This window comes from Arthrobacter sp. SE2 (assembly GCF_058244265.1).
Map to the genome: position 1 here is coordinate 1 of NZ_JBZAYA010000019.1, position 21,255 is coordinate 21,255.

Consider the following 21,255-nt stretch of genomic DNA (forward strand, 5'->3'; position numbering starts at 1 on the left):
GGCCGCGTTGCCCTCGAAACCATCAAGCAAAACTGAAACACACCACTAGCTCGCAGTTGTTGTCGTTATGCGGGCTCAAAACGACAACAAATGCGAGTCAGTTGGGTTCAAGCGGGGAGCCTAGTCCTAGTGCGTCAGGTCCTTGCCCTTGGTTTCCGGGATCATGAAGGCGAACGCGATTCCGATGGCCAGCAGGATCACGGCGTAGACGTTGAACATGTTGGCCTGGCCGATGCTGCCGAGCCAGGTCTGCAGGTACGGAGCCGTCCCGCCGAAGACCGCAACGCAGATGGAATACGGGACGCCGACGCCCACGGTGCGGATCTTGGTCGGGAACAGCTCGGCGTACACGGCAGGGACAATCGAGGCGCTGCCGGCAATGAAGAACAACATCACAGACATCGAAACGGCCAGCTGCCACGGGGAATCCTTCAGGAGCCACGTCATGGGGAAGTGCAGCAACGCCGCACCGGCGGAACTCACGATCAGTACGGGCTTGCGGCCGATGCGGTCGGATAGCTTGCCCCAGAACGGGAGCGACGCAATGAAAGCGATGTTGCCGATGACGCCGGCCCACAGGGCTGCTCCACGGTCCATCTTGAGTGTGCTGGCCGCGTAGCTCGGCGCCACGACGCCCCAGATGTAGTAGACAACAGTGAGGCCAACGGTCAGCCCGATAACCTGCAGGGCCTGCTTGCGGTACTTGACGATCTGCGGCCACATGGGCTCGCGCTTTTCCTTGGGCACCTCGGCTTCGAATGCCTCGGTCTCCTTCATCTTGGCCCGCATGACCAAGGCGTAGACGCCCAGGGCGCCGCCCACCAGGAACGGGACGCGCCAGCCCCAGGCGTTCATGTCGGCCTTGCTCAGCACACCGGTCAGGATGGCGCCCAGCAGGGTTCCGGCCAGGATTCCGGCGGTGCCGGAGGTGTAGATGAGCGTTGCCCAGAAGCCGCGCTTTTCCTTGGGTGCCATTTCGGACAGGTACGTTTGCGACGACGGCAGCTCGCCACCGTGGGCGAGGCCCTGGATGAGGCGGGCGACCAGGAGCATGACGGAAGCCAAGGCTCCGACCGCTTGGAATGTCGGAGCGATACCGATCAGCAGGCTGCCGACAGCCGCGAGGCCGACGGCGAACGTCATGGACGTCTTGCGGCCGATCCTGTCGCCGATCCAACCGAAGACGAAGCCGCCGAACGGCCGGGCCACGAATCCGACGGCGAAGATCGCCAGAGTGGAGAGAACCGCGGAGGTGGGGTCGGCACTGCTGAAAAGCGCGCTGGCGATGAAAGGCGAGAATGTGGCGTAGATGGCCCAGTCGTACCATTCGACGGCGTTGCCGATGCCGGTGCCGATGAGGGTCCGCAGGTGGGACTTGTGAACCTGGACTGTGGCTGAAGTGCCAACGGTGGCGGTCATATCTTGCTCCAAGGCTGGGTTGATGGTTAGTTGCCGGCGGCGAGGGTGGCGATGCGGGAGACCGCGAGCTCTGCGTAGAGCGCCGCACCATCGGAGAGGACGCCGTCGTCGAACGTGGCGTACGGGGAGTGGTTGAACGCTGAGGTGGTGTGGTCCACGCCCCGCGGCACGGCGCTGAGGCCCACGAAGGTTCCCGGAACTTCGGCCAGGACCCGGGAGAAATCCTCCGAGCCACTGATTGGCGTGGCCCAGCGGGAGAGCCGCGAATCGCCGAACATGCCGGAGATGACGTTCTCGGCGGTGTGGGTCTCGTCCTCGTCAGTGACGGTCATGGGGTATTCGCCGCGGTAGTCGACGTCCACCTCCAGACCGTGTGCGGAGGCGATGCCCTTGAGGAGCTGCGGGATGGCGGTCATCATCCGCTCGCGGGAGGCTTCCGAGAAAGTGCGGATGGTGGCTTCGAATCGGGCAGATTCGGGGATGATGTTGCGCTTGGTGCCGGCCCGCAGCACGCCCACGGTCAGGACTACGGGATCGAACATGTTGAACTGCCGCGTGATCATGACCTGCAGCGCAGTCACCATTTCTGCCGCTGCCGTGACGGGATCCTTGGCCGAATGGGGCGCCGAACCGTGCCCACCGGCACCCAAGATGGTGACGAAAAGCCCGTCAGAGGCGCTCATCATCACTCCAGGCTTGGTGCAGAACTGGCCATACGGTTCCAGGGAGGAGAAGACATGCATGCCGTAGGCGGCGTCAACACGGCGGCCTGCGGCGTCCAACACGCCTTCGCGGATCATGTGGCCCGCGCCGTCGAAGCCTTCTTCGCCAGGCTGGAACATCAGCACGACGTCGCCCGCTAGCTGATCGCGTCGCTCGGCCAGCAGGGTTGCGGCCCCGGTGAGCATGGACGTGTGGAGGTCGTGGCCACAGGCGTGCATCGCGCCGTCGATCTTCGAGGAGAACTCGACGCCGGTGCGCTCCTGGACGGGAAGTCCGTCCATGTCGGCGCGGAGCAACACAGCCGGCTTCCGGGCCGAAGCGTGAGGCGCGCTGCCGCGCAAGACGGCAGTGACCGACGTCGTGCTCTCGCCAAGGGTGATTTCGTACGGGAGTCCGTCGAGCGCCTTGAGCACCTTTTCCTGGGTGCGCGGGAGATCCAGGCCGATTTCCGGTTCCTGGTGGAGCTCGTGACGGAACCGGGCGATTTCTCGCTGCATCTCTTTGGCGTCTGAGGCGATCGACATCTGTTCTCCTGTTTCCTGAACGTTTGGTAGGTATCCATAGCCATTGTGAAGTGACTAGCCTCACAATCTTCAAAAGCACTGAAAAAATTCAGGAATATGCCAGAATTAACAGGAATCATGCATCACCCAGGAGAGGATCGCTGATGGAACTCAGTGAAGAGGACCTTCGGCTGATCAATGCCCTCCAGATCTCGCCGCGGATCAGTTGGTCCGACGCCGCCGAGGTCCTGGACGTCCACGCCACCACGTTGGCCTCCCGATGGGACCGCCTGCGCGAGTCCGGAGCCGCCTGGACCACGGCGCACCTCATGGGCGACCCCAAGCATGCCTGCCTTGCCCTGTTGGATGTGGACTGCGAAATGCACCTCAGGCCCGAGGTCACGGCCGCACTCGCAGCAATTCCGGAGATCATCACGGTTGAGGAGGCGGCCAGCAACCGGGACCTCATGCTCACCGTGATCACTCAGGACCTGGGCGAGTTCAGCAGCCGGCTATTGCCCCAGCTCAAGGAAATCCGGGGGCTCACCAAGTACCGGACCTCGCTCTGCACCCGGATCCACACGAGCGGCTATGCTTGGCGGCTCAACGTCCTGAGCCGGGCGGAGCAGCAAGCGCTGCGCGCCCTCGCCGGGCCGGAAGCGCTCAATCCGTCCGCCCCTTACGCACAGGTCACCCCGCTGCCGGAGAGCCATATGGCACTCTTTCCTTTCCTCGCGCGGGATGGAAGGGCCTCCGCCGCGGAGATCGCACGCGCCCTGGGACGACACCCTGCCACGGTGCAGCGGCAGCTCGGCCGGGTGCTCGCGAGCCGGATGCTGTCTTTCCGCTGCGAAATCGCCCAGCAATTCTCCGGCTATCCCATGACGTGCCAATGGTTCGCGAATGTTGCAGCAGGCCAGCATGAAGCCGCGGCCGCCGAACTGCGGTCCGTCAGGAACGTCAGGTTCACGGCCTCCACCACGGGCAGCACCAACTTTGTGATCATCATGTGGCTGCGCTCGCTGGCCGAGGTACTGGAGATGGAACTTGCCATCCAGCAACGCATTCCCGGGATCGAACTCGTCGAAAGCGTCGTGATGCTGAGCACGGCCAAGCGGGTCGGCTGGATGCTGAACCCGGACTCGACGGCGACGGGCGCCGTCGTACCGACCGCCGCCGCTGTGCCGACCGCCGCCGCGAGCCCGGCCTAGAGGCCGGCGTTGTAGACGTCGAGTCCGAAGCGGTTCAGACCAGGGGTGCCTGCGTAGCCGAGGTACGGAAGGCCGAAGGTGTCTTCGATGCTGGCCAGCAGGCTGTAGTGGTTATAGGGCGTGGTGGACCAGGTGCCGCCCTTGGTGAACGGCGAGATGACCAAAGCGCCGACCCGGCCGCCGCCCTGTCCGACGATCCCGGGAAGCGGGGAGTTGGGTCCTGGGCCTTCGCCGCAGCAGGCGGAGGCATCCGATTGGGGGCTGTCGGATTCGTCGAAGGTGATCACCAGGACACCGTCTTGGCGGAATGCGGGAGACGAAGTGATCAGCGGAACGTACTGCTTCAGCCAAGCATCCGCGCTGGTCAGGCCGCCGGGCTGTCCGTCCACGCAAGGGGAGTCGTGCCCGTCGTGGCAGAGGTTCGGCGTGATCATCGATAGATTGGGCGTGGTGGAGACCGAAGCAAGATCGGTCTTGAGGGCTCCGAGGTCCACGTCGTTCTTGGCACAGTCCGGTGATCCAGTGATCTCCGCGAAATAGACAAAGGGATTGTGGCGGGCGGCGTACTGGTCCCCGACCTTGGCTTTCTGGGTGTCGTCGGGGGCGCCGAGGGCCGGGTGGCGGCACGACGTGCCCATGTCCTCCATGTAGCCCTTCCAGGTCTTCCCGGCTGCCGTCAATTGGCCGGCCACCGTAGGCACATCGGCGGGGAAGACGCAGCCATCTCCAACGGCCTGGCCAGGAGCTGCCGTGCCGGTCTTCACGAACGGAGAGTATGTCTGGCAATCTGCCTGCATCTGCGGATTGGGGCCTTGGCCGGAGAGCTGGGCGACGTAGTTCGGTTGCGAGTTGTGTGCCGTGCCGAAGTATTGGTTCAACAGGACGCCTTGGTTGCGCAGCGTGGTGGAAAGGTACGGTGCCGCCGAACCGGGTCCCCACGTGGTGTCGTACCCCTTGTTTTCAAGGTTGATCACGAACACGTGCTTGGCTCCCGGGAGATATCCGGTGCTCTGGATGGTCTGGGGTTCGCTCGCTTGTGCTTCCGTCTGCTGCAATCCGAAGGCGATGAAGGAGGCGCCGAGCAGGACGATCAGCAGGGCAGCTAATCCGAGCCGCATCCTGGAAATGGCGAAGGTTTTGAAGGTCATGGCAGGATCCATCCGTCCGCAAGTGCTTTCTGTTTCAATCCGGCCCACTCTTCCTCCGCGGGGGGACCGACCGGGGAGCATGCCGGTCCGGCGGCATAAGGCGGCACGAGGTACGTCGGAGCGGTCAGGTTGGGCGCTGCTTGGAAATCGAGCACCTCGGCGATGTTGCGGGCGGCGTTGTCCCGCGGGGTCAGGGGTTGAAGCCCCCAGCGCCACTCGATGGCCTTCAAGATTGAGGTGTGGTCGTAGGTATTGTGAGCCACGTATTGCCTTCGGGCGCGCGGAGAAATGACCATGGACGGTACGCGGAAGCCGCGCCGGGCAGTGTCTGGATTGCTGTCCGCTGCTGTTTCCGGTGGCACGTGGTCGTAGAACCCGCCCCACTCGTCGTAGTTGACCACGAGCATCGTGTTCGCCCAGTTGGGGCTCTTGGTCACGGCGTTGTAGACCTCCGCCAGGAAAAGCTCACCGGAGCGGATGTCCGCATGCGGGTGGTCATCGCCGGAGGTTCCGCTGGACTCGTCCGTGAAGCGGGGATCCACAAAGGAAACCGAGGGGAGTTTGCCGGAACTGCAATCGCTGAGGAACTCAGCGTAGGGCCTGGAGATTCCGAGGTACTTGGTTCCCCATAGGGCGGTGAAGGGAATGTCGCCGTAGTAGTACTTTCCCTGCACCCCGGCTGCTGCCAGGCGGTCCCAAATCGTGGGCATGGTGCTGGTGACGGTCGAGTTATGGAGCCTGTCGGTGGCCGCCGAGTGCTGATAGAAGCGGTTTGGATACGTTTCGGCCAAGGTGGCTGCGAAGTAACGGTCGCAGACGGTCCAGTCGGGACCCGCTTGGCGCCAAAAGTCGAGGTCGCTCGAATCGTAGTATCCGATGGCGAATTCATCATTCTCGCCTGCCCGCAGCCAACCATCGTTCTTGCCGTTGTTGAACTGGATCCGGCCGCCCTCATAGGAATGATCGGGGTCGGGATGCCCGCAGCCCTGGTAGTCCGTCAGGTGGTGCGTTGTGTGGGGGATCCCGTAGCGATCAACGAACGTCAGCCCGGCCAGCTTTCCGTCCGCGCCAGGCATCCACCCAAGGAAGTGGTCGAACGAGCGGTTTTCCATCATCACCACAATGATGTGGTCGATGCCCGAGGAACCGGGTTGGGGGAGGGCGGTCGTCGCAGCAGGCGCGGTCCCCGCGGAGGCGCCGCTGACAAGCGTCGCGGCCGTGGCAGATCCGGCAACTGACAGGAAGTTGCGTCTTGTGAAGTTCACGCCAAGCAGTGCATCACGGAATGATTACGGGAACAACCGATAGTTGGCTATTTAGTTCAGTGTTTGCCCAGAGTTAATTTCAGGTGAATGTTAATCACTTGAATGGATTTTGTGGGTGGCCCCAAACTCGTTTGGCCTTCTAGGCTGGGATGATGACAAGCCACGACGTAACAGCAGGCATACTGCAACGCCCCTATCTCCTGGCGACAGCGGGTGCCTGCGCGTTGGTCTTCCTTGCAGCTTTCGAGTCCATGGCCGTCACCACCATCATGCCGCTGGTGAGCCGCGAGCTCGACGGTGCCGGACTCTATGCTTTGGCGTTTGCCGGGCCGCTCGCCACTGGCGTGATCGGGATGGTGGCCGCAGGGAACTGGGCGGACAGGCGTGGTCCCTCCGCCCCGCTGTACGCCTCCGTGGCGCTGTTCGCGGCGGGGCTGCTCATCGCCGGTACTGCGGATTCCATGCCGATTCTCGTGGCCGGCAGGCTGGTCCAAGGCCTCGGCGGCGGCGCAATGACCGTGGCGCTGTATGTGGTGATCGCCCGGGTGTACCCCGCGAGATTACATGCCCAAGTCTTTGCCGCGTTCTCGGCGGCCTGGGTCGTTCCGTCGATGATCGGTCCCTTCGCCGCCGGCGTGGTTGCTCAGGTGAGCAGCTGGCACTGGGTGTTTCTCGGCGTCGTCGGCCTGGTGGTTCCGGCCTTGGCAATGATCCTCCCCGCCATGCGGGGCGTGAGTTCCACGCCGGACGCGCGGAAGGCGGCTCCGCGGGAGGCGGGCTCCTCGAAGGCGGCCGTTGGCGGGGCAAAGCCCGAAGGCGCCGACGTTCCCTGGGCCTTCGGCCGCATGGGATGGGCAGCGCTCGCAGCCCTTTCGGTTCTCGGCCTGAACCTCTCCGGCCAGGTGCCTGGCGTGGGTTGGGTGATTGCCGCCGTCGCGCTAGTCGTCGCAATGCTGGCAGTGCGGCCGCTGGTTCCGCGCGGCACGCTCGGCGCGCACCGCGGACTGCCGAGCGTCATCCTCATGCGCGGAGTCGCTTCTGCCGCGTTCTTCGGTACCGAGGTTTACGTGCCGTACCTCCTCACGGAGCGGTACTCGTTCACCCCGGCATTCGCCGGACTTGCGTTGACGGGATCGGCGATTGCCTGGGCGGCGGCCTCCGCCGTGCAGGGTCGGATGGGTTCCCGGCTTGGCAATGCCGCAGCGGTCAGGATCGGGTCGGCGCTCGTGCTCGGTTCGGTGGTAATTGTCCTCGTGACCACGGTGTTTTCGTGGCCCGCCGCGGTGGCGATTGCGGGCTGGCTGTTCGCGGGCGCCGGGATGGGCCTGATGTACCCGCGGCTGAGTGTTATGACCCTGGCCCTATCCAAACCGGAGGACCAAGGCTTCAACAGTTCGGCAATGTCCATCTCCGATTCCCTTGGCGGAGCTCTCTCGCTCGCCGTGACGGGTCTCGTCTTCGGCGCGCTGACGACGACGGCGGGCTCCTTCGCGGGGGTGTTCGCGCTGACGTCGGTGATCGCCGTCGTCGGACTCATCATTGCGCCGCGGGTTGCGGCCCGGCGGCCTTCGGGTGCTGAACGTGCGGACGACGCCGAGCGGCACCGCGCCGCCGAAGCGGACGACGTGCGGGCCTGACCTCGACCCTTTTCACGAAGGGCTTGAATATTGTTTATTCCTAGGAATATAGTTCCTGGGAATGAAAGGAGGCGCCATGTGCCGCTACACCACTTTCCTCGATGCCTTGGTTGGCTATGAGACCGAGCTGTGGAACACCGTTGACGCCCGGCTGCTGGCAGAGCACGGGATCAGCCTGGCCCGCCTGGACGCACTCCGCGTGGTCCGCGTCCATGCCGGTGCCTGCCGTGTGCAGGAGGTGGCCAACGATTTGGCCATCACGATCGGGGCTGCGAGCAAGCTCGTGGACCGCCTGGAGCGCGACGGCCTGGCGCGCAGGGTTGCCCATCCCAGCGACCGCCGTTCTTCCCTCGTCGCACTGACGGAGCAGGGGGACGAAATGCATGACCAAGGATGCGTGGCCCTCGAGGATCAATTGGGTTCCCTGTTGTCGGGAAGGTTCAGCGAGAACGAACTGCCCGAGCTGACCGGCCGCCTTAACGTCCTTCGCGACCACCTTCGTGTTTCTGCGACTATCAACTAGCAAGGAGACCTTGATGAATTCCTCCCCCGTTATTGCCTCATTTAGCCTCGCCGAACTTCCGGAACGGGCAACGCTTCACTCGGTCACGGCCGCCCCGGTTGAAATCGCCGGCCGCACTGCGCTGCGTGTCGAACTGACAGATGCCGTGACGTTGACCGGGACGCCCGGCGTTGACTACATCGACATGCCTACCTTCGTGGCCATCCCGGCGGACTTCACGGACGGCATCATCGAGGTGGACATCCTCAGCCGCCTCAACGGCAAGGGTCCCGCCGACGCCCGCGCGTTTGCCGGCGTCGCCTACCGGATCGCCGACCCCATCGTCAGCTTCGAGGCCGTTTACCTGCGTCCCCTCAACGGGCGCAAGACGAACCCGTCCAGCCCCCGAGACCAGCGGGCAGCGCAGTACTTCGCCTACCCTGGCTGGAACTTCGAGAACCTGCGCGAACAATACCCGGACGGACGCTACGAAGCCGGCGCGGACATCGGGCCCGACGAATGGATGAGCCTGAAACTCGACATCGATGGCACCAAGGTGGTTGCGTACGTCAACGACGAGGAAACGCTTACAGTCACCGAGACCCTTGCGGCACCGTTTGGCGGCAGCCTTGGCCTGTTCGTCGACATCGGTACCGAGGCCTTCTTCTCCAGGCTCACTGTCATTTCGCACTGACGGCTCCAGTGGGGTGCTTGCGCCGCGGGCACCCTCAGCGACCCCGGGTAGCCCGGAGCACGCTGTCGATGGTGGTGGCGTGTTGGCCCTCAGGACTCGTCACGGCGCGTTCCCGGGAATCGGCAACATTGATCCTCCACGAGCCCGGGCCGCGCGTGAGCGCCTCGACCAAGTCCTCGGGAGTGAAGAACTTGTCCTTCATATCCGTGTGCCCGCTCCACGGAGTCAAGCCATCCGGGTGATGCCCGACCACGAGCAAAGCGCCGCCGGGAGCCACGGCGGCCGCGGCCGAGGCGAGCGAATCGCGCCACGGAACAAGCGGAGCATGAAGGAATTGGGAAGACACGAGGTCGAATCCCTCTCCAGGGTGCCACGGGCCGAAGTTCCGCTGCAGCCAAGCGATCCGGTCCTGCAGTCCGACGTCGGCGGCATGGACTTCTGCCCGTTCAAGCGCGACGGCGGAAACATCCACCGCGGTCACCGTCCAGCCGTGCTGGGCGAGCCAGATGGCGTCCGCGCCCTCCCCGCAGCCGAGATCCAGTGCGGTGCCGGGAGCCAGGCCCTTGGCTTCTGCGATCAGCTGCGGATTGGGATTGCCGCTCCACCGCTTCGCCTTTTCCAGGTACACCTCGTCCCAAAACTGCGCCGGGTCGGCGTCGTGGTCGGGTTCGTTGTGAAGGTGGGCTCCGGCGTCGTGGTCAGGTTCGTTGTGAAGGTGGGCTCCGCCGTCGTGCTGGTGCGTCATGGCTCAAGCGTGCCCTGACGTGCCCCCGCGAGGCAACGGCCGCCCACCAAACTAACTCGCAGTTGTTGTCATTATGAGCCGTCAAAACGACAACAACTGCGAGTTAGTTGGGGACACCGCCCGCGTGAAGGTGCCCTGTGGAAAGGCCGGCGGCCCGCAGATGCTAGAATGGGTTTACTTGATGTGCAGTGATGCCCGCTTAGTCCCCGAATTTGGCTTTGTTCCAGACTTGGGAAGTGGGCTTTTTTCATGTGAGAGGCACATCCTGCGTCGATGAACGCGTTTTCTCTGGTCCCGGCCACGGCTTATTGCCTACCGGTTGATCACTGACTTTTTCCTCGGCGAACCCTTGGCCCAACCGGCGTCGGGGGACGATGTCCGTTGGACACCGCCAGAAAGACCCTTGAAACACATGACTACTTTTGCTGCCCTTGGCACACCCAAGGCCATCGCCGAGTCCCTCGCTGCAGATGGCATCGAAGAAGCTTTCCCCATCCAGGTCAAGACCCTCCCGGATACGCTCGCAGGCCGCGACGTCCTGGGCCGTGGCCGCACGGGCTCCGGTAAGACCATCGCTTTCGCTATCCCGCTTGTGGCACGTCTCGCCGAGCGCGAAGCCAAGCACTTCCGCAAGCCCGGCCGCCCGATGGGTCTGGTCCTCGCACCGACCCGCGAGCTGGCCACCCAGATCAACGCCACCATCGAGCCGCTGGCCAAGGCCATGGGCCTGAACACCACGGTCATCTATGGCGGCATCTCCCAGGCCCGCCAGGAAAAGGCGCTGCGCGCCGGCGTCGACATTGTCATCGCCTGCCCGGGCCGCCTGGAGGACCTCATCCGCCAGCGCATCCTGACTCTCGAAGCCGTCGAGATCACCGTCCTGGATGAGGCCGACCACATGGCCGACCTCGGCTTCCTCCCGGTGGTCAAGAAGCTCATGGACATGACTCCTACCCAGGGTCAGCGCCTGCTCTTCTCCGCGACGTTGGACAACGGTGTTGACAAATTGGTCAACCGTTACCTGTCCAACCCGCTGACCCACTCGGTGGACGACCCCCAGGCCGCCGTCACCACCATGGAACACCACGTCCTGGTGGTCAACGACCAGACCGTCAAGAAGCAGCTGATCGTGGAGCTGGCCTCCGGTGCCGGCCGCCGACTCCTCTTCATGCGGACCAAGCACCACGCACGCAAGCTGGCCAAGACCCTGACCGATTGCGGCATCCCCGCTGTCGATCTCCACGGCAACCTGTCGCAGAATGCCCGTGACCGTAACCTCGCCGAGTTTGCCAGCGGCGAGGTCCGGGTCCTGGTGGCCACCGACGTCGCAGCCCGCGGCGTGCACGTCGACGACGTCGAACTCGTCATCCACGTCGACCCGCCCACGGAGCACAAGGCTTACCTGCACCGCTCCGGCCGTACGGCCCGTGCAGGTTCAGACGGCACCGTGGTCACGCTGACGCTCCCCGAGCAGCAGTCCGACGTCAAGAAGCTCATGAAGGCTGCCGGCGTCGACGTCTCGTTCGAGCGCGTCACGGCCAACTCCCCGTTGATTGCCGAGCTCGTGGGCCAGGTTGCCGACAAGGTTGATCCCCGCACCCGTGCGGCACTGCTCGCAGCGAAGACCCAGCAGGCGGGCGGCGGTACCTCCACCGGTGCCAACGCCCAGCGCAAGCGCAACCGCCGTTCCACCCAGGCTGCACCCACTGCGGGTGGCCGTGGTGGTCGCGGTGGCCGTGGCAAGGTCGCCTCCGAGCCCGTGCGCACCGACATCAACCGCGCCGATCGCCGCGCAGCAGCGAATGACGACGTCGCCCGCAGCTCACGTGGACGCGGCAACGCTGCTTCCGGTCATCGCAACGACGTTCCTGGTGCACAGGGCCAGGGTGGTCGCAGCGGTCGTCCGGCAACCGGTCAGCGTGCTGCCGCCGGCAACCGCTCGGCGTCGGCTCCGCGCACGGAATCCGCTACTTCCACGCGTACCAGCGGCAACAAGTCCGTATGGTCCTCGAATACGGGTGGCAACTCCGGTGGCTCCTACGGCTCCGGCTCAGGCAACTCGGCTTCCGGCCGTCCGGCCCGCGGCGGCCCGCGCCGTGCCTCGGCTCCGGCGTCGAACGAACGCCGCAGCCGCTAGGCCACTTGTGGTCTAGGTTCTCCGCTGGACATGCTCACCGTGGGCCACAAGGAGTGGACATATTCCTGATATGTCCACTCCTAGGCACGAAGAATGAGCATGTCCCCAGGGATTACCAACCGCGCTCGCGCCATTCCGCAAGGTATGGACGCTCTGCACCGAGTGTGGTCGGGTCTCCGTGGCCCGGATGCACCATGGTGTCGTCCGGGTAGGCCTCGAACAGCCGTTCGCTCACGTCGTTCAACAGCGAAGTGAAGCGGGCGGCATCGTTCTGCGTGTTGCCAACACCGCCGGGGAACAACGAGTCGCCGCTGAAAATGTGCGCGGGCCCTTCCGGGTCCAGGTACACGTAGGCGATCGAACCCGGAGTGTGGCCGCGCAAGTGCACCGCGATGATGTCGAAACCGTCGAAGTTTCCCACATCGCCATGGCGCAGCTGCACGTCCACCGGAACGGGCAGCGCGTCGGCGTCGTCTACTCCGGCCGAGGTCTTCGCGCCCGTAGCTTCCACCAACCCGGGAAGCGCACGGACGTGGTCCCAGTGCTGGTGCGTCGTGGCGATCAGGGCCAGTTTCGGCGTGGCGGTGGTGTCAGCGGCCGCGTCTTCGATCATCTGTTGGATGGCCGGAAGGTCGTCCGCGGCGTCGATCAAGAGCTGCGCGCCGCTTGCCTTGGCGGTGAGCAGGTACACGTTGTTGTTCATCTCGCTGACCGAGATTCGCCGGATGGTGATGTCACGCAGTGAATGAATGAGTGAGTCCATTCGTCCACTCTACGGAAGCCGCCTGCGGCTTACCGCCTATTCGCGGCCCTGCGAAACCCAGGTGGGATCCGCGGACCGTGAGCCAACGACGGCGTCCGCGGCGTCGTCGAGCACGTCCAGTTGGGCGGCACTCAACTCGAGCGACAAGGCGCCCAGGTTCTCATCGATCCGGTGCGCTTTGCGCGTACCGGGGATGGGGACCACGCTGAGCTGGAGGCGGCGGCCCTGGGCGAAAAGCCAGGCCAAAGCCACCTGGGCGGGAGTCGCATCCCGGCCGGTGCTTTCGGACAGCTCGGCGGCGACGGCACGGACCGCGGCAACAACCGCTTGGTTGGCGTCGAGTGCGCCGTCCGCAAAACGGGGAATGCGGCGCCGGAAATCGTTCTCGCCGAGTTGATCGGCGCTGACGGTTCCGGTGAGGAAACCCCGGCCAAGCGGAGAATACGGTACAAAGCCCACTCCCAGCTCTGCCGAAGTCGGGACGACGTTGCGTTCAACGTCCCGGCTCCAGATGGACCACTCGCTCTGCACGGCGGCGATCGGGTGCACGGCGTTTGCTTCTCTCAGCTCCTCGGCTGTCACTTCAGACAGCCCAAGGTGCCGGACTTTGCCTGCCCGGACAAGCTCTGCCATGGCCTCCACGGTTTCCACAATCGGAACGCGGAGGTCGCGGCGGTGCATGTAGTAGAGGTCGATAACGTCGGTGCCCAGGCGGCGGAGGCTTGCTTCCGCCGCCTGGGCCACGTACGCGGTATCTCCCCGGACATCGGTGTAGCCCTCGCGCGGGTTGCCGACGATTCCGAACTTGGTGGCCAACTGGACCTCGTCGCGGCGATCCTTCAGCAGCTTCGCGATCAGTTCCTCGTTCTCGCCTGCGCCGTAAATATCCGCGGTGTCAATGAAGCTGATGCCGGCATCCACGGCGTGATGCAGCGTCTTGAGGGATTCTGCGGGATCCACCTCGCCGTAAACGGGCGTCAATGCCATCCCGCCGAAGCCGAGGGGGCTCACGGTCAGGCCATCACCGAGTTGTACATTCGTGGTTTCCGGGCTCATGGTGCTTCTCCTTCGCCGAGTGTTCGTTTCATTGCTGGCAACTCCGAGGGACGGGCGAGTATTCCGCGTTTATCGCTGGGCAGGCTCGGTTATTTCTTCACGCTTCTCCGTCGGAAGGGCCTTCAACCCGGCCGCGCAACCCACGATTCCCGCAATGAACAGCAATTTGAGTGGACTGGCTGGTTCGACGCCGGTGGCCATCGCCCAGCCGACCGTCAGCGCAGCGCCGATCCCGACCCAGACGGCGTAGGCCGTGCCCAGGGGAATCCGCTTCACGGCGACTCCGAGGCCGATCATGCTGAGGGTCGCAGTGACGGCAAAGACCACGGTGGGGAGGGCTTGGCTGAAGCCGTCGGAAAGTCCAAGGGCCGTCGCCCACACAGCTTCGAGCACGGCGGAGGCCAGCAGAACGGCCCATGCAAACTTAGCGTTCAAGGCTACGCCACCACCTTTAAACCGACCACGCAGACGCCGATCCCGGCGAGCAGGAGCAGCCGGGCCGCCGTCGGGCGCTCGACTTTGGTGATCATCGCGTAAGCCGCCGTGAGGACGACGCCGACTCCCACCCACACCGCATACGCGGTCCCGGTGGGAATGGATTGCATCGCGAAGGCCAGCCCCGCGGTGCTCGCGGTGACGCTGACGAGGAAGACGGCGGAGGGGGCCGGTTTGCGGAAGCCGTTGGAACGGTGGAGGGCTGCGGCCCAGACGGCCTCAAGCGCGCCGGACAGAATGAGGATTAACCACGACATGACAGATCCTTTGGCCAGTCTTGTCGCGTGCCGGGTACTGAGCCGTCGTCCGGAGGCCCCCTGTGCTGGCCTTACCTTCGAGGCTAGCAAATCCCGACGCCGGGTGGCCAGCCTTGGTGGCGAGCCTCACCAAGGGACATGCGCGGTCGCTAGGTCTACCGAGGGACATGTCCAGTCTTCGGGTGAGCGAGTGGGCATATTGCGGACACCACGAGGGACATGTCCATTGGTGGGCTCAGCGAGTGGGCATATTGCTGTTATGTCCAGTGCTAGGACCTAGGAGTGCGCATGCTCCACGCGGTCGATCGAGATGACGGCGAGGAATCCACGGCCCAGGATTTCCGGGCTGCGGGTGTCGGAACCCACTACCGCGTCGTAGCGGGCGAGTTCGATGGGCTCGGCGGTCGGCGCGGCAGCCTCCCCATCCGAGCTGCCCGAGCCGTCCGCGGGTGCCGTTTCCGTGGGCTCCGCGCCCGGACTAACAGAAGCCTTGCCCTCCAAAAGGACTGCCAACTGGCCTTCGAACACGGGGTGTGCGCGCTTCTTGGAGAGCTCGATGATGGACGTGTAGCCCTTGAATTCGCCGGCCCGGGCGATCACGTTGAGGTCCCGGATGTCGCCGGTCGGGAGTGCGCTGGCAGAGGCCGCCTCGCCCGAAAACCGGAAAGGCCGGTACTTTTCCAGAGGGTGCTCTTCGCCGTCCACCGTGAGCAGCAGCAATTCGCCGTCGATCACCGTAATGACTCGCTCCATGCCAGGGAACGTCGAGAATTCGCCGGCCGACCCAACGTCGGCGATGCTGACCCGCCAGTCCCACGCTCCATCTTGCGCCGACGCCGCTTTCGGGTGGCTGGCGAGTTCGCGGGTCACCCCGCCTCCGTTGCGCCATGGTTCGGGCTTGAGCTCGGCAAAGCGGATGATCTCCATGCTCTCCAGCCTAGCCCGAGCCCGCCGTCGGCCTGCTGAACGCTCGCGTAACATCGGTGCAATCTTGGCACGGTTCAACAATCCCGCAGGCCCTTGCTAACGTCGTAGGGAGGGAAACGGTTGGAGGCGCGGAATGTTCGTCAAAGTGTGTGGCTTGAGCACGCCTGAATCCGTGCAGGCCGCCGTCGAGTCCGGCGCAGACGCCGTGGGTTTCGTCCTGACGAAGAGTCCGCGTGAGGTATCGCCCGACCGTGCCCGAGACTTGTTGACCCATGTACCGGAAGGTGTCGCCGCCGTCGGAGTGTTTCGCCACCAGACGGCCGCCGACGCCGTCGCAACCGCCCGCGAGGCCGGTCTCGAATGGGTCCAGCTGCACGGAAGCCGCTCGCCGGAAGACGTTAAGACCGTGCACGACGCCGGCATGCAGCTCATCCGGGCCGTCACCATGGGTGCCGCTCCGGACGAGTTCGAGGCGTGGGGCGAGGAGCTTCTCCTGATCGACGCCGCCGTCCCGGGTTCGGGTGAGGCGTGGGACTATTCCTCGGTCCGGAAACTGGGCCTGGGTGCGCGACACTGGTTGTTGGCTGGCGGTTTGACCCCGTCCAACGTCGGAGCCGCTGCGCTCGAAGCCGAGACCTGGGGTGTCGACGTGTCCAGCGGCGTGGAGTCCTCGCGTGGGGTGAAGGACCTCGACCTCGTGCGCGCCTTCGTCCACGCCGCAAAAGCCTGACGCCCGGGACGCTCGCTCACCTTTAACGTCCTTTCGCCAAACGCTCGCTCACCTTTATCGCCTTTTGGCGGAACGCTCGCTCACCTATAACGCCCTTCCCCCAAACGCACGCTCGGATGATGTGAGCGAGGGTTCGCGGTTTTGCCCTCAAAAGTGAGCGAGCGTCGCTGAAGAGACCCTTGACAGACGCCGTCCGGCGTCGCATATTTAACGCATCGGCTAATTAGCCGATGCGTTAAATACGAAGGCGTTGGCGATGTCCACAGACCGGCTCAGTCTCATCTTCTCGGCACTGGCCGACCCCACCCGAAGGGCCATTCTGGCCCGGCTTTCGGAGGGTGAGGCCACAGTGAACGAGCTTGCCGAACCGTTCGACATCAGCCTGCCCGCCGTCTCCCGGCATCTCAAGGTCCTGGAAAACGCAGGGCTCATCAGCCGGAGCCGGAATGCGCAATGGCGCTCTTCAAAATTGGAAGCGGAACCACTGCGCGAAGCCACCGAATGGATGGACAAATACAGGCGCTTCTGGGATGCCAGTTTTATCCGCCTCGACGCCCACCTACGCAAGATTCAGCACGATTCGAAGGATCCAGGAGTCAAGCAATGAACACGGAACAGCACATCCTCACCATGACCCGCGATTTCGATGCCCCACGCGAGCTCGTCTTCCAAGCCTTCGTGGATCACGACCAGCTCGCGGCATGGTTCGGGCCGGTGGGCGTGGATTCGCCGCGCGACCGGATAGTCGTCGACCCCCGGGTGGGCGGAGTCTGGCAGCTCTCGTCGCCACCCAGAAAGCAGAGCCCGACGCCGGGATCACACTTTTGCTGGAAATGCGCCTTGAGTTCGAGGTACTGGAGGACGGCCGTACGCGGCTTCATCTCACACAGGGTCCCTTCGACTCCTACGAATGGGTGGACATGACCCGCGAGGGATGGGGCACCTCGTTCACCAAATTGGACACCTTGCTGGTGCGGGAATAGGGAAGCGGTCTAAAAGGGGCCGGAAGTCAACTTGGAAGGCCAGGGCCCATCCGGGCTAGACTCCACGGCGGGGACAGAATGCCATTGCTCTGGAGGCCGAACGGTTCCGGAGACAGACGATCAAGCAGAATGCGACCTTTGAAAATCCTTTCCAAACCTCTTAACGGCCCTTTCCGATACCTGACAGTCGCGCTCTTCGCTGCGTTGGCGCTGTCCGGTTGCTCCACGCAGGGAGGGGGCTCCGCTGCGGCGGGCACGCCGTCGTCCTCTTCTGCGGGCGACTCCGCAACCGTAAGCGCAAGCCCAACTCCTTCATCGGGGCCATACGGTGGCTTCGCTTCGGCAGCCGAAATGTGCTCGACCATCTCAAAGGAAGCTACGGGCGCTTCGTTGCTGCCAATGTCTGCGGCGCAGGGAAAGACCGCCGAGCTGGAGCAATACAAGACCGAGCTTGCCGCCACGGCCGATCGCGTCCCGGACGCGCTCAAGGCTGATTTCACCAACCTCAAGGACACTGCAATCGCCGGCTTGAAAGACCAGACCGTCTACTCAAGCGGCAAGTTCGAAAAGGCGATGGCTCCCGTTACCACTTGGCTGAGCGCCAACTGCAAGTAGTCCTTTATCCACTTAAGCGAATGAACAGGTAGCGCGGTCCCGCTGCCGCGGCAAGAATGGCTTCATGCAGCTGCCAGTCATGCCCCCTGTCGCACCCATGCTTGCCAAGGCGGTTGGCGCCATCCCGGACGGCGCCATGAGCTACGAGCCTAAATGGGATGGTTTCCGCTCCGTCGTTTTTCGTGACGGTGACGACGTCGAAATCGGTAGCCGCAACGAGAAGCCCATGAACCGGTACTTCCCGGAGCTCATCGAGGCGTTGAAGGCAAACCTGCCGGAACGCTGCGTCCTCGACGGCGAGATCATCCTGGTGGGCAGGTCCGGTGACCGCTTGGACTTTGAAGCCCTCCAGCAACGCATCCATCCGGCAGCCAGCAGGGTCAAGCTGTTGTCCGAGGAGACGCCGGCGAAATTCGTGGCCTTCGACCTGCTCGCCCTTGGCGATGAGGACCTCACGGGACGACCCTTCGCCGAACGGCGGGCAGCGCTTGAACAAGCACTTGCAGGCGCCGCCGCTCCCATCCACCTCACCGCGGCAACCCGGGACAAGGGAACGGCAGAGCAATGGTTCAACCAGTTCGAGGGCGCAGGCCTGGACGGCCTGCTCGCCAAGCCGCTGGATGGTACCTACCAACCGGACAAGCGCGTGATGTTCAAGGTGAAACACCAGAGGACCGCCGACTGCGTTGTGGCCGGCTACCGGGTTCATAAGACCGGTGACGACCTTATTGGTTCACTATTGTTGGGGCTTTATGACGACGGCGGCCGGCTATCCAACGTGGGCGTGGTGGGATCCTTCTCGATGCACAGACGCAAGGAGCTCTTCGACGAACTCCAACCCCTCGTGACTGGGTTCGATGGGCATCCCTGGGCATGGGCCGAGCAGGAGGAAGGCAGCCGGACACCCCGCAACGCCGAAGGCAGCCGCTGGAGCGCGGGGAAGGACCTGTCGTTCACGCCCCTGCGGCCTCAACTCGTTGTGGAAGTGGCTTACGACCATATGGAAGGGGAGCGGTTCAGGCACACCACGCAGTTCGTGCGGTGGCGGCCGGACAGGGATCCGGAGTCGTGCACCTATGAGCAGCTTGAGGAACCCGTGAAGTTCGATTTGTCAGCGGTCCTGGACGCCGGGAAACGATAAATCAGGGGGATTTCAGGGCCAACCCCTAGGCTCAGTCCGCGTCCAGCAGGAGACAATGGGAAACATGAAAACGCTGCTCAACATCATCTGGCTCGTCTTCGGCGGCTTCGTCCTGGCCTTGGGTTACTTCATGGCCGGAATTGTCTGCTGCTTGTTGATCGTCACCATCCCGTGGGGCATCGCGTCGTTCCGGATTGCCTCGTACACTCTGTGGCCGTTTGGTCGCATGGTGGTGGACAAGCCCGGAGGCGGGGGAGTCTTCCCCCTCATCGGCAATGTCATCTGGTTGCTGGTTGCGGGCATTTGGATCGCGATCGGCCACGTGGTCACCGCCTTCGCCATGGCCATCACCATCGTCGGGATCCCGCTGGCCATCGCCAACCTGAAGCTCATTCCGGTATCGCTCATGCCGCTGGGCAAGCAGATCGTACCCAGCAACCGACCGTTCGTCAGCACCTACCACTAACCGTCCCGCGCCTGGCGTCAGGCGCCATGGACTGTTCCGGAGTAGCGTAGGCGGTGTCTGCACTGCCTCCCCTCGAAAGGAACAGTCCATGTCCGCCGCCAGGAACACTGTTGCCAAGAACATCGTCGCCACCCTCAAAGCCAACAACGTCCAGCGCGTCTACGGAATCCCCGGGGATTCGCTGAACGGATTCACGGACGCGCTGAGGGAGGAAGAGAGCATCCGCTGGGTGCATGTCCGCCACGAGGAAGCAGCGGCGTTGGCAGCCGCAGCCGAGGCGGGCCTCACGGATGAATTGGCGGTGTGCGCCGGATCCTGCGGCCCCGGCAACCTGCACCTGATCAACGGGCTCTACGATGCCAACAAGTCCAGGGTTCCCGTGCTGGCCATCGCCGCCCACATTCCCAGCGAAGAGATCGGGAGCCAGTACTTCCAGGAGACCCACCCCCAGGAGTTGTTCCGGGAGTGCAGCGTGTACGTCGAGCACGTTGCCCATCCTTCGCAGATGCCAAGGGTCTTGGAAATCGCCATGCGGACGGCGATCGAGAAGCGCGGTGTCGCTGTCGTCGTGATTCCCGGAGATGTCGCCCTCGCGGAGGCTCAAAGCAACCGGACAGCGGTGATCCGGGCCGCACGTCCGGAGATCCGGCCCAACCCGCAGGAGCTCGCCGAGGCAGCGGACATTCTCAATGCGGCCGGCAAAGTCACTATCCTGGCCGGCGCGGGCACCGCCGGCGCGCACCCCGAGGTCATGGCCCTGGCGGACGCACTGGGCGCGCCGATCGTCCACGCGATGCGCGGCAAGGAGCACATCGAATACGACAACCCGTTCGACGTCGGCATGACGGGCCTTTTGGGGTTCAGTTCAGGCTTTCGGGCGATGGAGAGCTGCGAGACCCTGCTCATGCTGGGCACCGATTTTCCGTACCAGCAGTTCTACCCGGACAACGCCAAGATCATCCAGGTGGATGTCAGGGGCGAGCAACTCGGCCGGCGGGCCCGGATCGATCTTGGCCTTGTGGGCACGGTCAAGGACACTGCGACCTCGCTCCTGCCCCTGATCGAGCGCAAGGCGAAGCGAACACACTTGAGTACTTCGCTCAAGCACTACGCCAAGTCGCGCGCCAAACTCGATGACCTGGCCTCCCCGGCCAAGGACGGGCAGCCCATCCATCCGCAGTTCGTGGGCAGGCTCGTGGATGAGTTGGCGGCCCCGGATGCGGTTTTCACGTGCGACGTCGGGTCCCCCACCGTGTGGGCGGCCCGGTACCTGGGCATGAACGGCCGACGCCGGCTGCTCGGCTCGTTCAACCACGGAACCATGGCCAATGCATTGTCGCACGGAATCGGTGCGGCGGCCGCGTACCCGGGGCGCCAAGTGGTGGCCTTGGCCGGCGACGGCGGCCTGACCATGCTGCTCGGCGAGCTGATCACCTTGGTGCAGAACAAGCTGCCCGTCAAAGTGGTCGTCTTCAACAACTCCTCGCTGAACTTCGTGGAGCTCGAAATGAAGGCCGCGGGATTCGTCAATTTCGGCACGGAGCTCGAGAATCCGGACTTCGCCAAACTAGCAGAATCGCTGGGCATCCGCGGTATCCGGGTGGACAACTCCTCCGGGCTGAAAGCGGGACTGGCTGAAGCCTTCGCCAACGACGGTCCGGCCCTCATCGACGTCCGCACGGCACGGCAGGAACTGTCCATTCCGCCGGCAATCAGCGCCGAACAGGTCAAGGGCTTCACGCTCTACGCGATCCGGACGGTCCTCTCCGGCCGAGGCGACCAGCTCATCGACCTCGCGAAGACCAACATCCGCCAAATTTTCTAGCCCACCCTCGCGC

The 21,255-nt window shown here is 64.1% G+C and carries 22 protein-coding genes, 1 pseudogene and 1 riboswitch; of the genes and pseudogenes, 13 read left to right on the plus strand and 10 right to left on the minus strand.

Translation table 11 applies throughout. The annotated features are described in order from the left end of the window. Positions 1 to 126: 126 nt before the first annotated feature. Together AC4CS3_RS19870 and AC4CS3_RS19875 are read right to left on the minus strand one after the other, a co-directional pair. A complete protein-coding gene (locus tag AC4CS3_RS19870) occupies positions 127 to 1,419 on the minus strand; it encodes an MFS transporter (RefSeq protein WP_490784876.1) in 1,293 nt (430 codons plus the stop codon). Between the two features lie 26 nt (positions 1,420 to 1,445). Continuing rightward, the gene (locus AC4CS3_RS19875; protein WP_490784877.1) at positions 1,446 to 2,666 is read right to left on the minus strand and encodes a M20 metallopeptidase family protein; all 1,221 of its coding nucleotides are present in this window, start codon (positions 2,664 to 2,666) and stop codon (positions 1,446 to 1,448) included. 143 nt (positions 2,667 to 2,809) lie between these two features. On the opposite strand from AC4CS3_RS19875, the gene AC4CS3_RS19880 reads away from it, so the two are divergent. Continuing rightward, positions 2,810 to 3,856: an Lrp/AsnC family transcriptional regulator gene (locus tag AC4CS3_RS19880; RefSeq protein ID WP_490784878.1), complete on the plus strand. Its 1,047-nt coding sequence runs from the start codon at positions 2,810 to 2,812 to the stop codon at positions 3,854 to 3,856. On the opposite strand, the gene AC4CS3_RS19885 is transcribed toward AC4CS3_RS19880, so the two are convergent. Further along, on the minus strand, positions 3,853 to 5,004 hold the full coding sequence (locus AC4CS3_RS19885) for an alkaline phosphatase family protein (protein WP_490784879.1): 1,152 nt from the start codon (positions 5,002 to 5,004) through the stop codon (positions 3,853 to 3,855). The genes AC4CS3_RS19880 and AC4CS3_RS19885 overlap by 4 nt on opposite strands. Continuing rightward, positions 5,001 to 6,269, minus strand: coding sequence for an alkaline phosphatase family protein (locus tag AC4CS3_RS19890; RefSeq protein WP_490784880.1), 1,269 nt, complete (start codon positions 6,267 to 6,269; stop codon positions 5,001 to 5,003). The genes AC4CS3_RS19885 and AC4CS3_RS19890 overlap by 4 nt, the downstream gene beginning before the upstream one ends. Before the next feature lie 152 nt (positions 6,270 to 6,421). Between AC4CS3_RS19890 and AC4CS3_RS19895 the strand changes: the two genes are divergently transcribed. The 3 genes from AC4CS3_RS19895 (at position 6,422) to AC4CS3_RS19905 (ending at position 9,102) form a co-directional block, all read left to right on the plus strand. Next, the gene (locus tag AC4CS3_RS19895) at positions 6,422 to 7,906 is read left to right on the plus strand and encodes an MFS transporter (protein WP_490784881.1); all 1,485 of its coding nucleotides are present in this window, start codon (positions 6,422 to 6,424) and stop codon (positions 7,904 to 7,906) included. A 76-nt stretch (positions 7,907 to 7,982) separates the two neighbouring features. After that, complete coding sequence (locus AC4CS3_RS19900) at positions 7,983 to 8,429, plus strand: MarR family winged helix-turn-helix transcriptional regulator (protein WP_490784882.1); 447 nt, start codon at positions 7,983 to 7,985, stop codon at positions 8,427 to 8,429. A 13-nt stretch (positions 8,430 to 8,442) separates the two neighbouring features. Further along, complete coding sequence (locus AC4CS3_RS19905) at positions 8,443 to 9,102, plus strand: hypothetical protein (protein ID WP_490784883.1); 660 nt, start codon at positions 8,443 to 8,445, stop codon at positions 9,100 to 9,102. Positions 9,103 to 9,136: 34 nt separating this feature from the next. On the opposite strand, the gene AC4CS3_RS19910 is transcribed toward AC4CS3_RS19905, so the two are convergent. Continuing rightward, a complete protein-coding gene (locus tag AC4CS3_RS19910; protein ID WP_490784884.1) occupies positions 9,137 to 9,847 on the minus strand; it encodes an SAM-dependent methyltransferase in 711 nt (236 codons plus the stop codon). A gap of 412 nt (positions 9,848 to 10,259) precedes the next feature. Here AC4CS3_RS19910 and AC4CS3_RS19915 point away from each other — a divergent pair, with 412 nt between their 5' ends. Then, entirely contained in the window at positions 10,260 to 11,984 is a 1,725-nt protein-coding gene (locus AC4CS3_RS19915; RefSeq protein ID WP_490784885.1) for a DEAD/DEAH box helicase, read from the plus strand. A 112-nt stretch (positions 11,985 to 12,096) separates the two neighbouring features. On the opposite strand, the gene AC4CS3_RS19920 is transcribed toward AC4CS3_RS19915, so the two are convergent. The 5 genes from AC4CS3_RS19920 to AC4CS3_RS19940 form a co-directional block, all read right to left on the minus strand. Next, a complete protein-coding gene (locus AC4CS3_RS19920) occupies positions 12,097 to 12,747 on the minus strand; it encodes an MBL fold metallo-hydrolase (protein WP_490784886.1) in 651 nt (216 codons plus the stop codon). 36 nt (positions 12,748 to 12,783) lie between these two features. Then, complete coding sequence (locus tag AC4CS3_RS19925; RefSeq protein WP_490784887.1) at positions 12,784 to 13,803, minus strand: aldo/keto reductase; 1,020 nt, start codon at positions 13,801 to 13,803, stop codon at positions 12,784 to 12,786. Positions 13,804 to 13,872: 69 nt separating this feature from the next. Then, a complete protein-coding gene (locus AC4CS3_RS19930) occupies positions 13,873 to 14,238 on the minus strand; it encodes a DMT family transporter (protein ID WP_490784888.1) in 366 nt (121 codons plus the stop codon). A 2-nt stretch (positions 14,239 to 14,240) separates the two neighbouring features. Further along, complete coding sequence (locus AC4CS3_RS19935; RefSeq protein WP_490784889.1) at positions 14,241 to 14,555, minus strand: DMT family transporter; 315 nt, start codon at positions 14,553 to 14,555, stop codon at positions 14,241 to 14,243. Positions 14,556 to 14,565: 10 nt separating this feature from the next. Next, positions 14,566 to 14,630, minus strand: a riboswitch (guanidine-III (ykkC-III) riboswitch). A 201-nt stretch (positions 14,631 to 14,831) separates the two neighbouring features. Next, a complete protein-coding gene (locus AC4CS3_RS19940) occupies positions 14,832 to 15,482 on the minus strand; it encodes a HutD/Ves family protein (protein ID WP_490784890.1) in 651 nt (216 codons plus the stop codon). A 133-nt stretch (positions 15,483 to 15,615) separates the two neighbouring features. On the opposite strand from AC4CS3_RS19940, the gene AC4CS3_RS19945 reads away from it, so the two are divergent. From AC4CS3_RS19945 to poxB, 8 genes and pseudogenes are all read left to right on the plus strand, one after another. Next, on the plus strand, positions 15,616 to 16,212 hold the full coding sequence (locus tag AC4CS3_RS19945) for a phosphoribosylanthranilate isomerase (protein ID WP_490784891.1): 597 nt from the start codon (positions 15,616 to 15,618) through the stop codon (positions 16,210 to 16,212). A gap of 256 nt (positions 16,213 to 16,468) precedes the next feature. After that, positions 16,469 to 16,819 carry an ArsR/SmtB family transcription factor gene (locus AC4CS3_RS19950; RefSeq protein ID WP_345448411.1) on the plus strand — a complete coding sequence of 117 codons (351 nt, stop codon included), beginning with the start codon at positions 16,469 to 16,471 and terminating at the stop codon, positions 16,817 to 16,819. Positions 16,820 to 16,842: 23 nt separating this feature from the next. Then, positions 16,843 to 16,950 (plus strand): annotated as a pseudogene (locus AC4CS3_RS19955) (SRPBCC family protein); the annotation flags it as partial. 95 nt (positions 16,951 to 17,045) lie between these two features. Beyond that, on the plus strand, positions 17,046 to 17,195 hold the full coding sequence (locus tag AC4CS3_RS19960) for an SRPBCC domain-containing protein (protein WP_490784941.1): 150 nt from the start codon (positions 17,046 to 17,048) through the stop codon (positions 17,193 to 17,195). Positions 17,196 to 17,324: 129 nt separating this feature from the next. Further along, the gene (locus tag AC4CS3_RS19965) at positions 17,325 to 17,810 is read left to right on the plus strand and encodes a hypothetical protein (protein WP_490784892.1); all 486 of its coding nucleotides are present in this window, start codon (positions 17,325 to 17,327) and stop codon (positions 17,808 to 17,810) included. A 64-nt stretch (positions 17,811 to 17,874) separates the two neighbouring features. Beyond that, positions 17,875 to 18,951 carry an ATP-dependent DNA ligase gene (locus AC4CS3_RS19970; protein WP_490784893.1) on the plus strand — a complete coding sequence of 359 codons (1,077 nt, stop codon included), beginning with the start codon at positions 17,875 to 17,877 and terminating at the stop codon, positions 18,949 to 18,951. A gap of 64 nt (positions 18,952 to 19,015) precedes the next feature. Next, complete coding sequence (locus tag AC4CS3_RS19975) at positions 19,016 to 19,417, plus strand: YccF domain-containing protein (protein WP_236813133.1); 402 nt, start codon at positions 19,016 to 19,018, stop codon at positions 19,415 to 19,417. Positions 19,418 to 19,505: 88 nt separating this feature from the next. After that, positions 19,506 to 21,242, plus strand: coding sequence for a ubiquinone-dependent pyruvate dehydrogenase (gene poxB / locus AC4CS3_RS19980; protein ID WP_490784894.1), 1,737 nt, complete (start codon positions 19,506 to 19,508; stop codon positions 21,240 to 21,242). Positions 21,243 to 21,255 lie beyond the last annotated feature (13 nt).

What these genes read in the sequence shown, in the direction of transcription:
- AC4CS3_RS19875 (WP_490784877.1), bottom strand. Translation starts at nt 2,666, where the DNA reads ATGTCGATCGCCTCAGACGCCAAAGAGATGCAGCGAGAAATCGCCCGG.
- AC4CS3_RS19925 (WP_490784887.1), bottom strand. Translation starts at nt 13,803, where the DNA reads ATGAGCCCGGAAACCACGAATGTACAACTCGGTGATGGCCTGACCGTG.
- AC4CS3_RS19935 (WP_490784889.1), bottom strand. Translation starts at nt 14,555, where the DNA reads ATGTCGTGGTTAATCCTCATTCTGTCCGGCGCGCTTGAGGCCGTCTGG.
- AC4CS3_RS19915 (WP_490784885.1), top strand. Translation starts at nt 10,260, where the DNA reads ATGACTACTTTTGCTGCCCTTGGCACACCCAAGGCCATCGCCGAGTCC.
- AC4CS3_RS19885 (WP_490784879.1), bottom strand. Translation starts at nt 5,004, where the DNA reads ATGACCTTCAAAACCTTCGCCATTTCCAGGATGCGGCTCGGATTAGCT.
- AC4CS3_RS19920 (WP_490784886.1), bottom strand. Translation starts at nt 12,747, where the DNA reads ATGGACTCACTCATTCATTCACTGCGTGACATCACCATCCGGCGAATC.
- AC4CS3_RS19945 (WP_490784891.1), top strand. Translation starts at nt 15,616, where the DNA reads ATGTTCGTCAAAGTGTGTGGCTTGAGCACGCCTGAATCCGTGCAGGCC.
- AC4CS3_RS19940 (WP_490784890.1), bottom strand. Translation starts at nt 15,482, where the DNA reads ATGGAGATCATCCGCTTTGCCGAGCTCAAGCCCGAACCATGGCGCAAC.
- AC4CS3_RS19950 (WP_345448411.1), top strand. Translation starts at nt 16,469, where the DNA reads ATGTCCACAGACCGGCTCAGTCTCATCTTCTCGGCACTGGCCGACCCC.
- AC4CS3_RS19975 (WP_236813133.1), top strand. Translation starts at nt 19,016, where the DNA reads ATGAAAACGCTGCTCAACATCATCTGGCTCGTCTTCGGCGGCTTCGTC.
- AC4CS3_RS19910 (WP_490784884.1), bottom strand. Translation starts at nt 9,847, where the DNA reads ATGACGCACCAGCACGACGGCGGAGCCCACCTTCACAACGAACCTGAC.
- AC4CS3_RS19895 (WP_490784881.1), top strand. Translation starts at nt 6,422, where the DNA reads ATGACAAGCCACGACGTAACAGCAGGCATACTGCAACGCCCCTATCTC.
- AC4CS3_RS19900 (WP_490784882.1), top strand. Translation starts at nt 7,983, where the DNA reads ATGTGCCGCTACACCACTTTCCTCGATGCCTTGGTTGGCTATGAGACC.
- AC4CS3_RS19970 (WP_490784893.1), top strand. Translation starts at nt 17,875, where the DNA reads ATGCAGCTGCCAGTCATGCCCCCTGTCGCACCCATGCTTGCCAAGGCG.
- poxB (WP_490784894.1), top strand. Translation starts at nt 19,506, where the DNA reads ATGTCCGCCGCCAGGAACACTGTTGCCAAGAACATCGTCGCCACCCTC.
- AC4CS3_RS19905 (WP_490784883.1), top strand. Translation starts at nt 8,443, where the DNA reads ATGAATTCCTCCCCCGTTATTGCCTCATTTAGCCTCGCCGAACTTCCG.
- AC4CS3_RS19960 (WP_490784941.1), top strand. Translation starts at nt 17,046, where the DNA reads ATGCGCCTTGAGTTCGAGGTACTGGAGGACGGCCGTACGCGGCTTCAT.
- AC4CS3_RS19965 (WP_490784892.1), top strand. Translation starts at nt 17,325, where the DNA reads ATGCGACCTTTGAAAATCCTTTCCAAACCTCTTAACGGCCCTTTCCGA.
- AC4CS3_RS19870 (WP_490784876.1), bottom strand. Translation starts at nt 1,419, where the DNA reads ATGACCGCCACCGTTGGCACTTCAGCCACAGTCCAGGTTCACAAGTCC.
- AC4CS3_RS19880 (WP_490784878.1), top strand. Translation starts at nt 2,810, where the DNA reads ATGGAACTCAGTGAAGAGGACCTTCGGCTGATCAATGCCCTCCAGATC.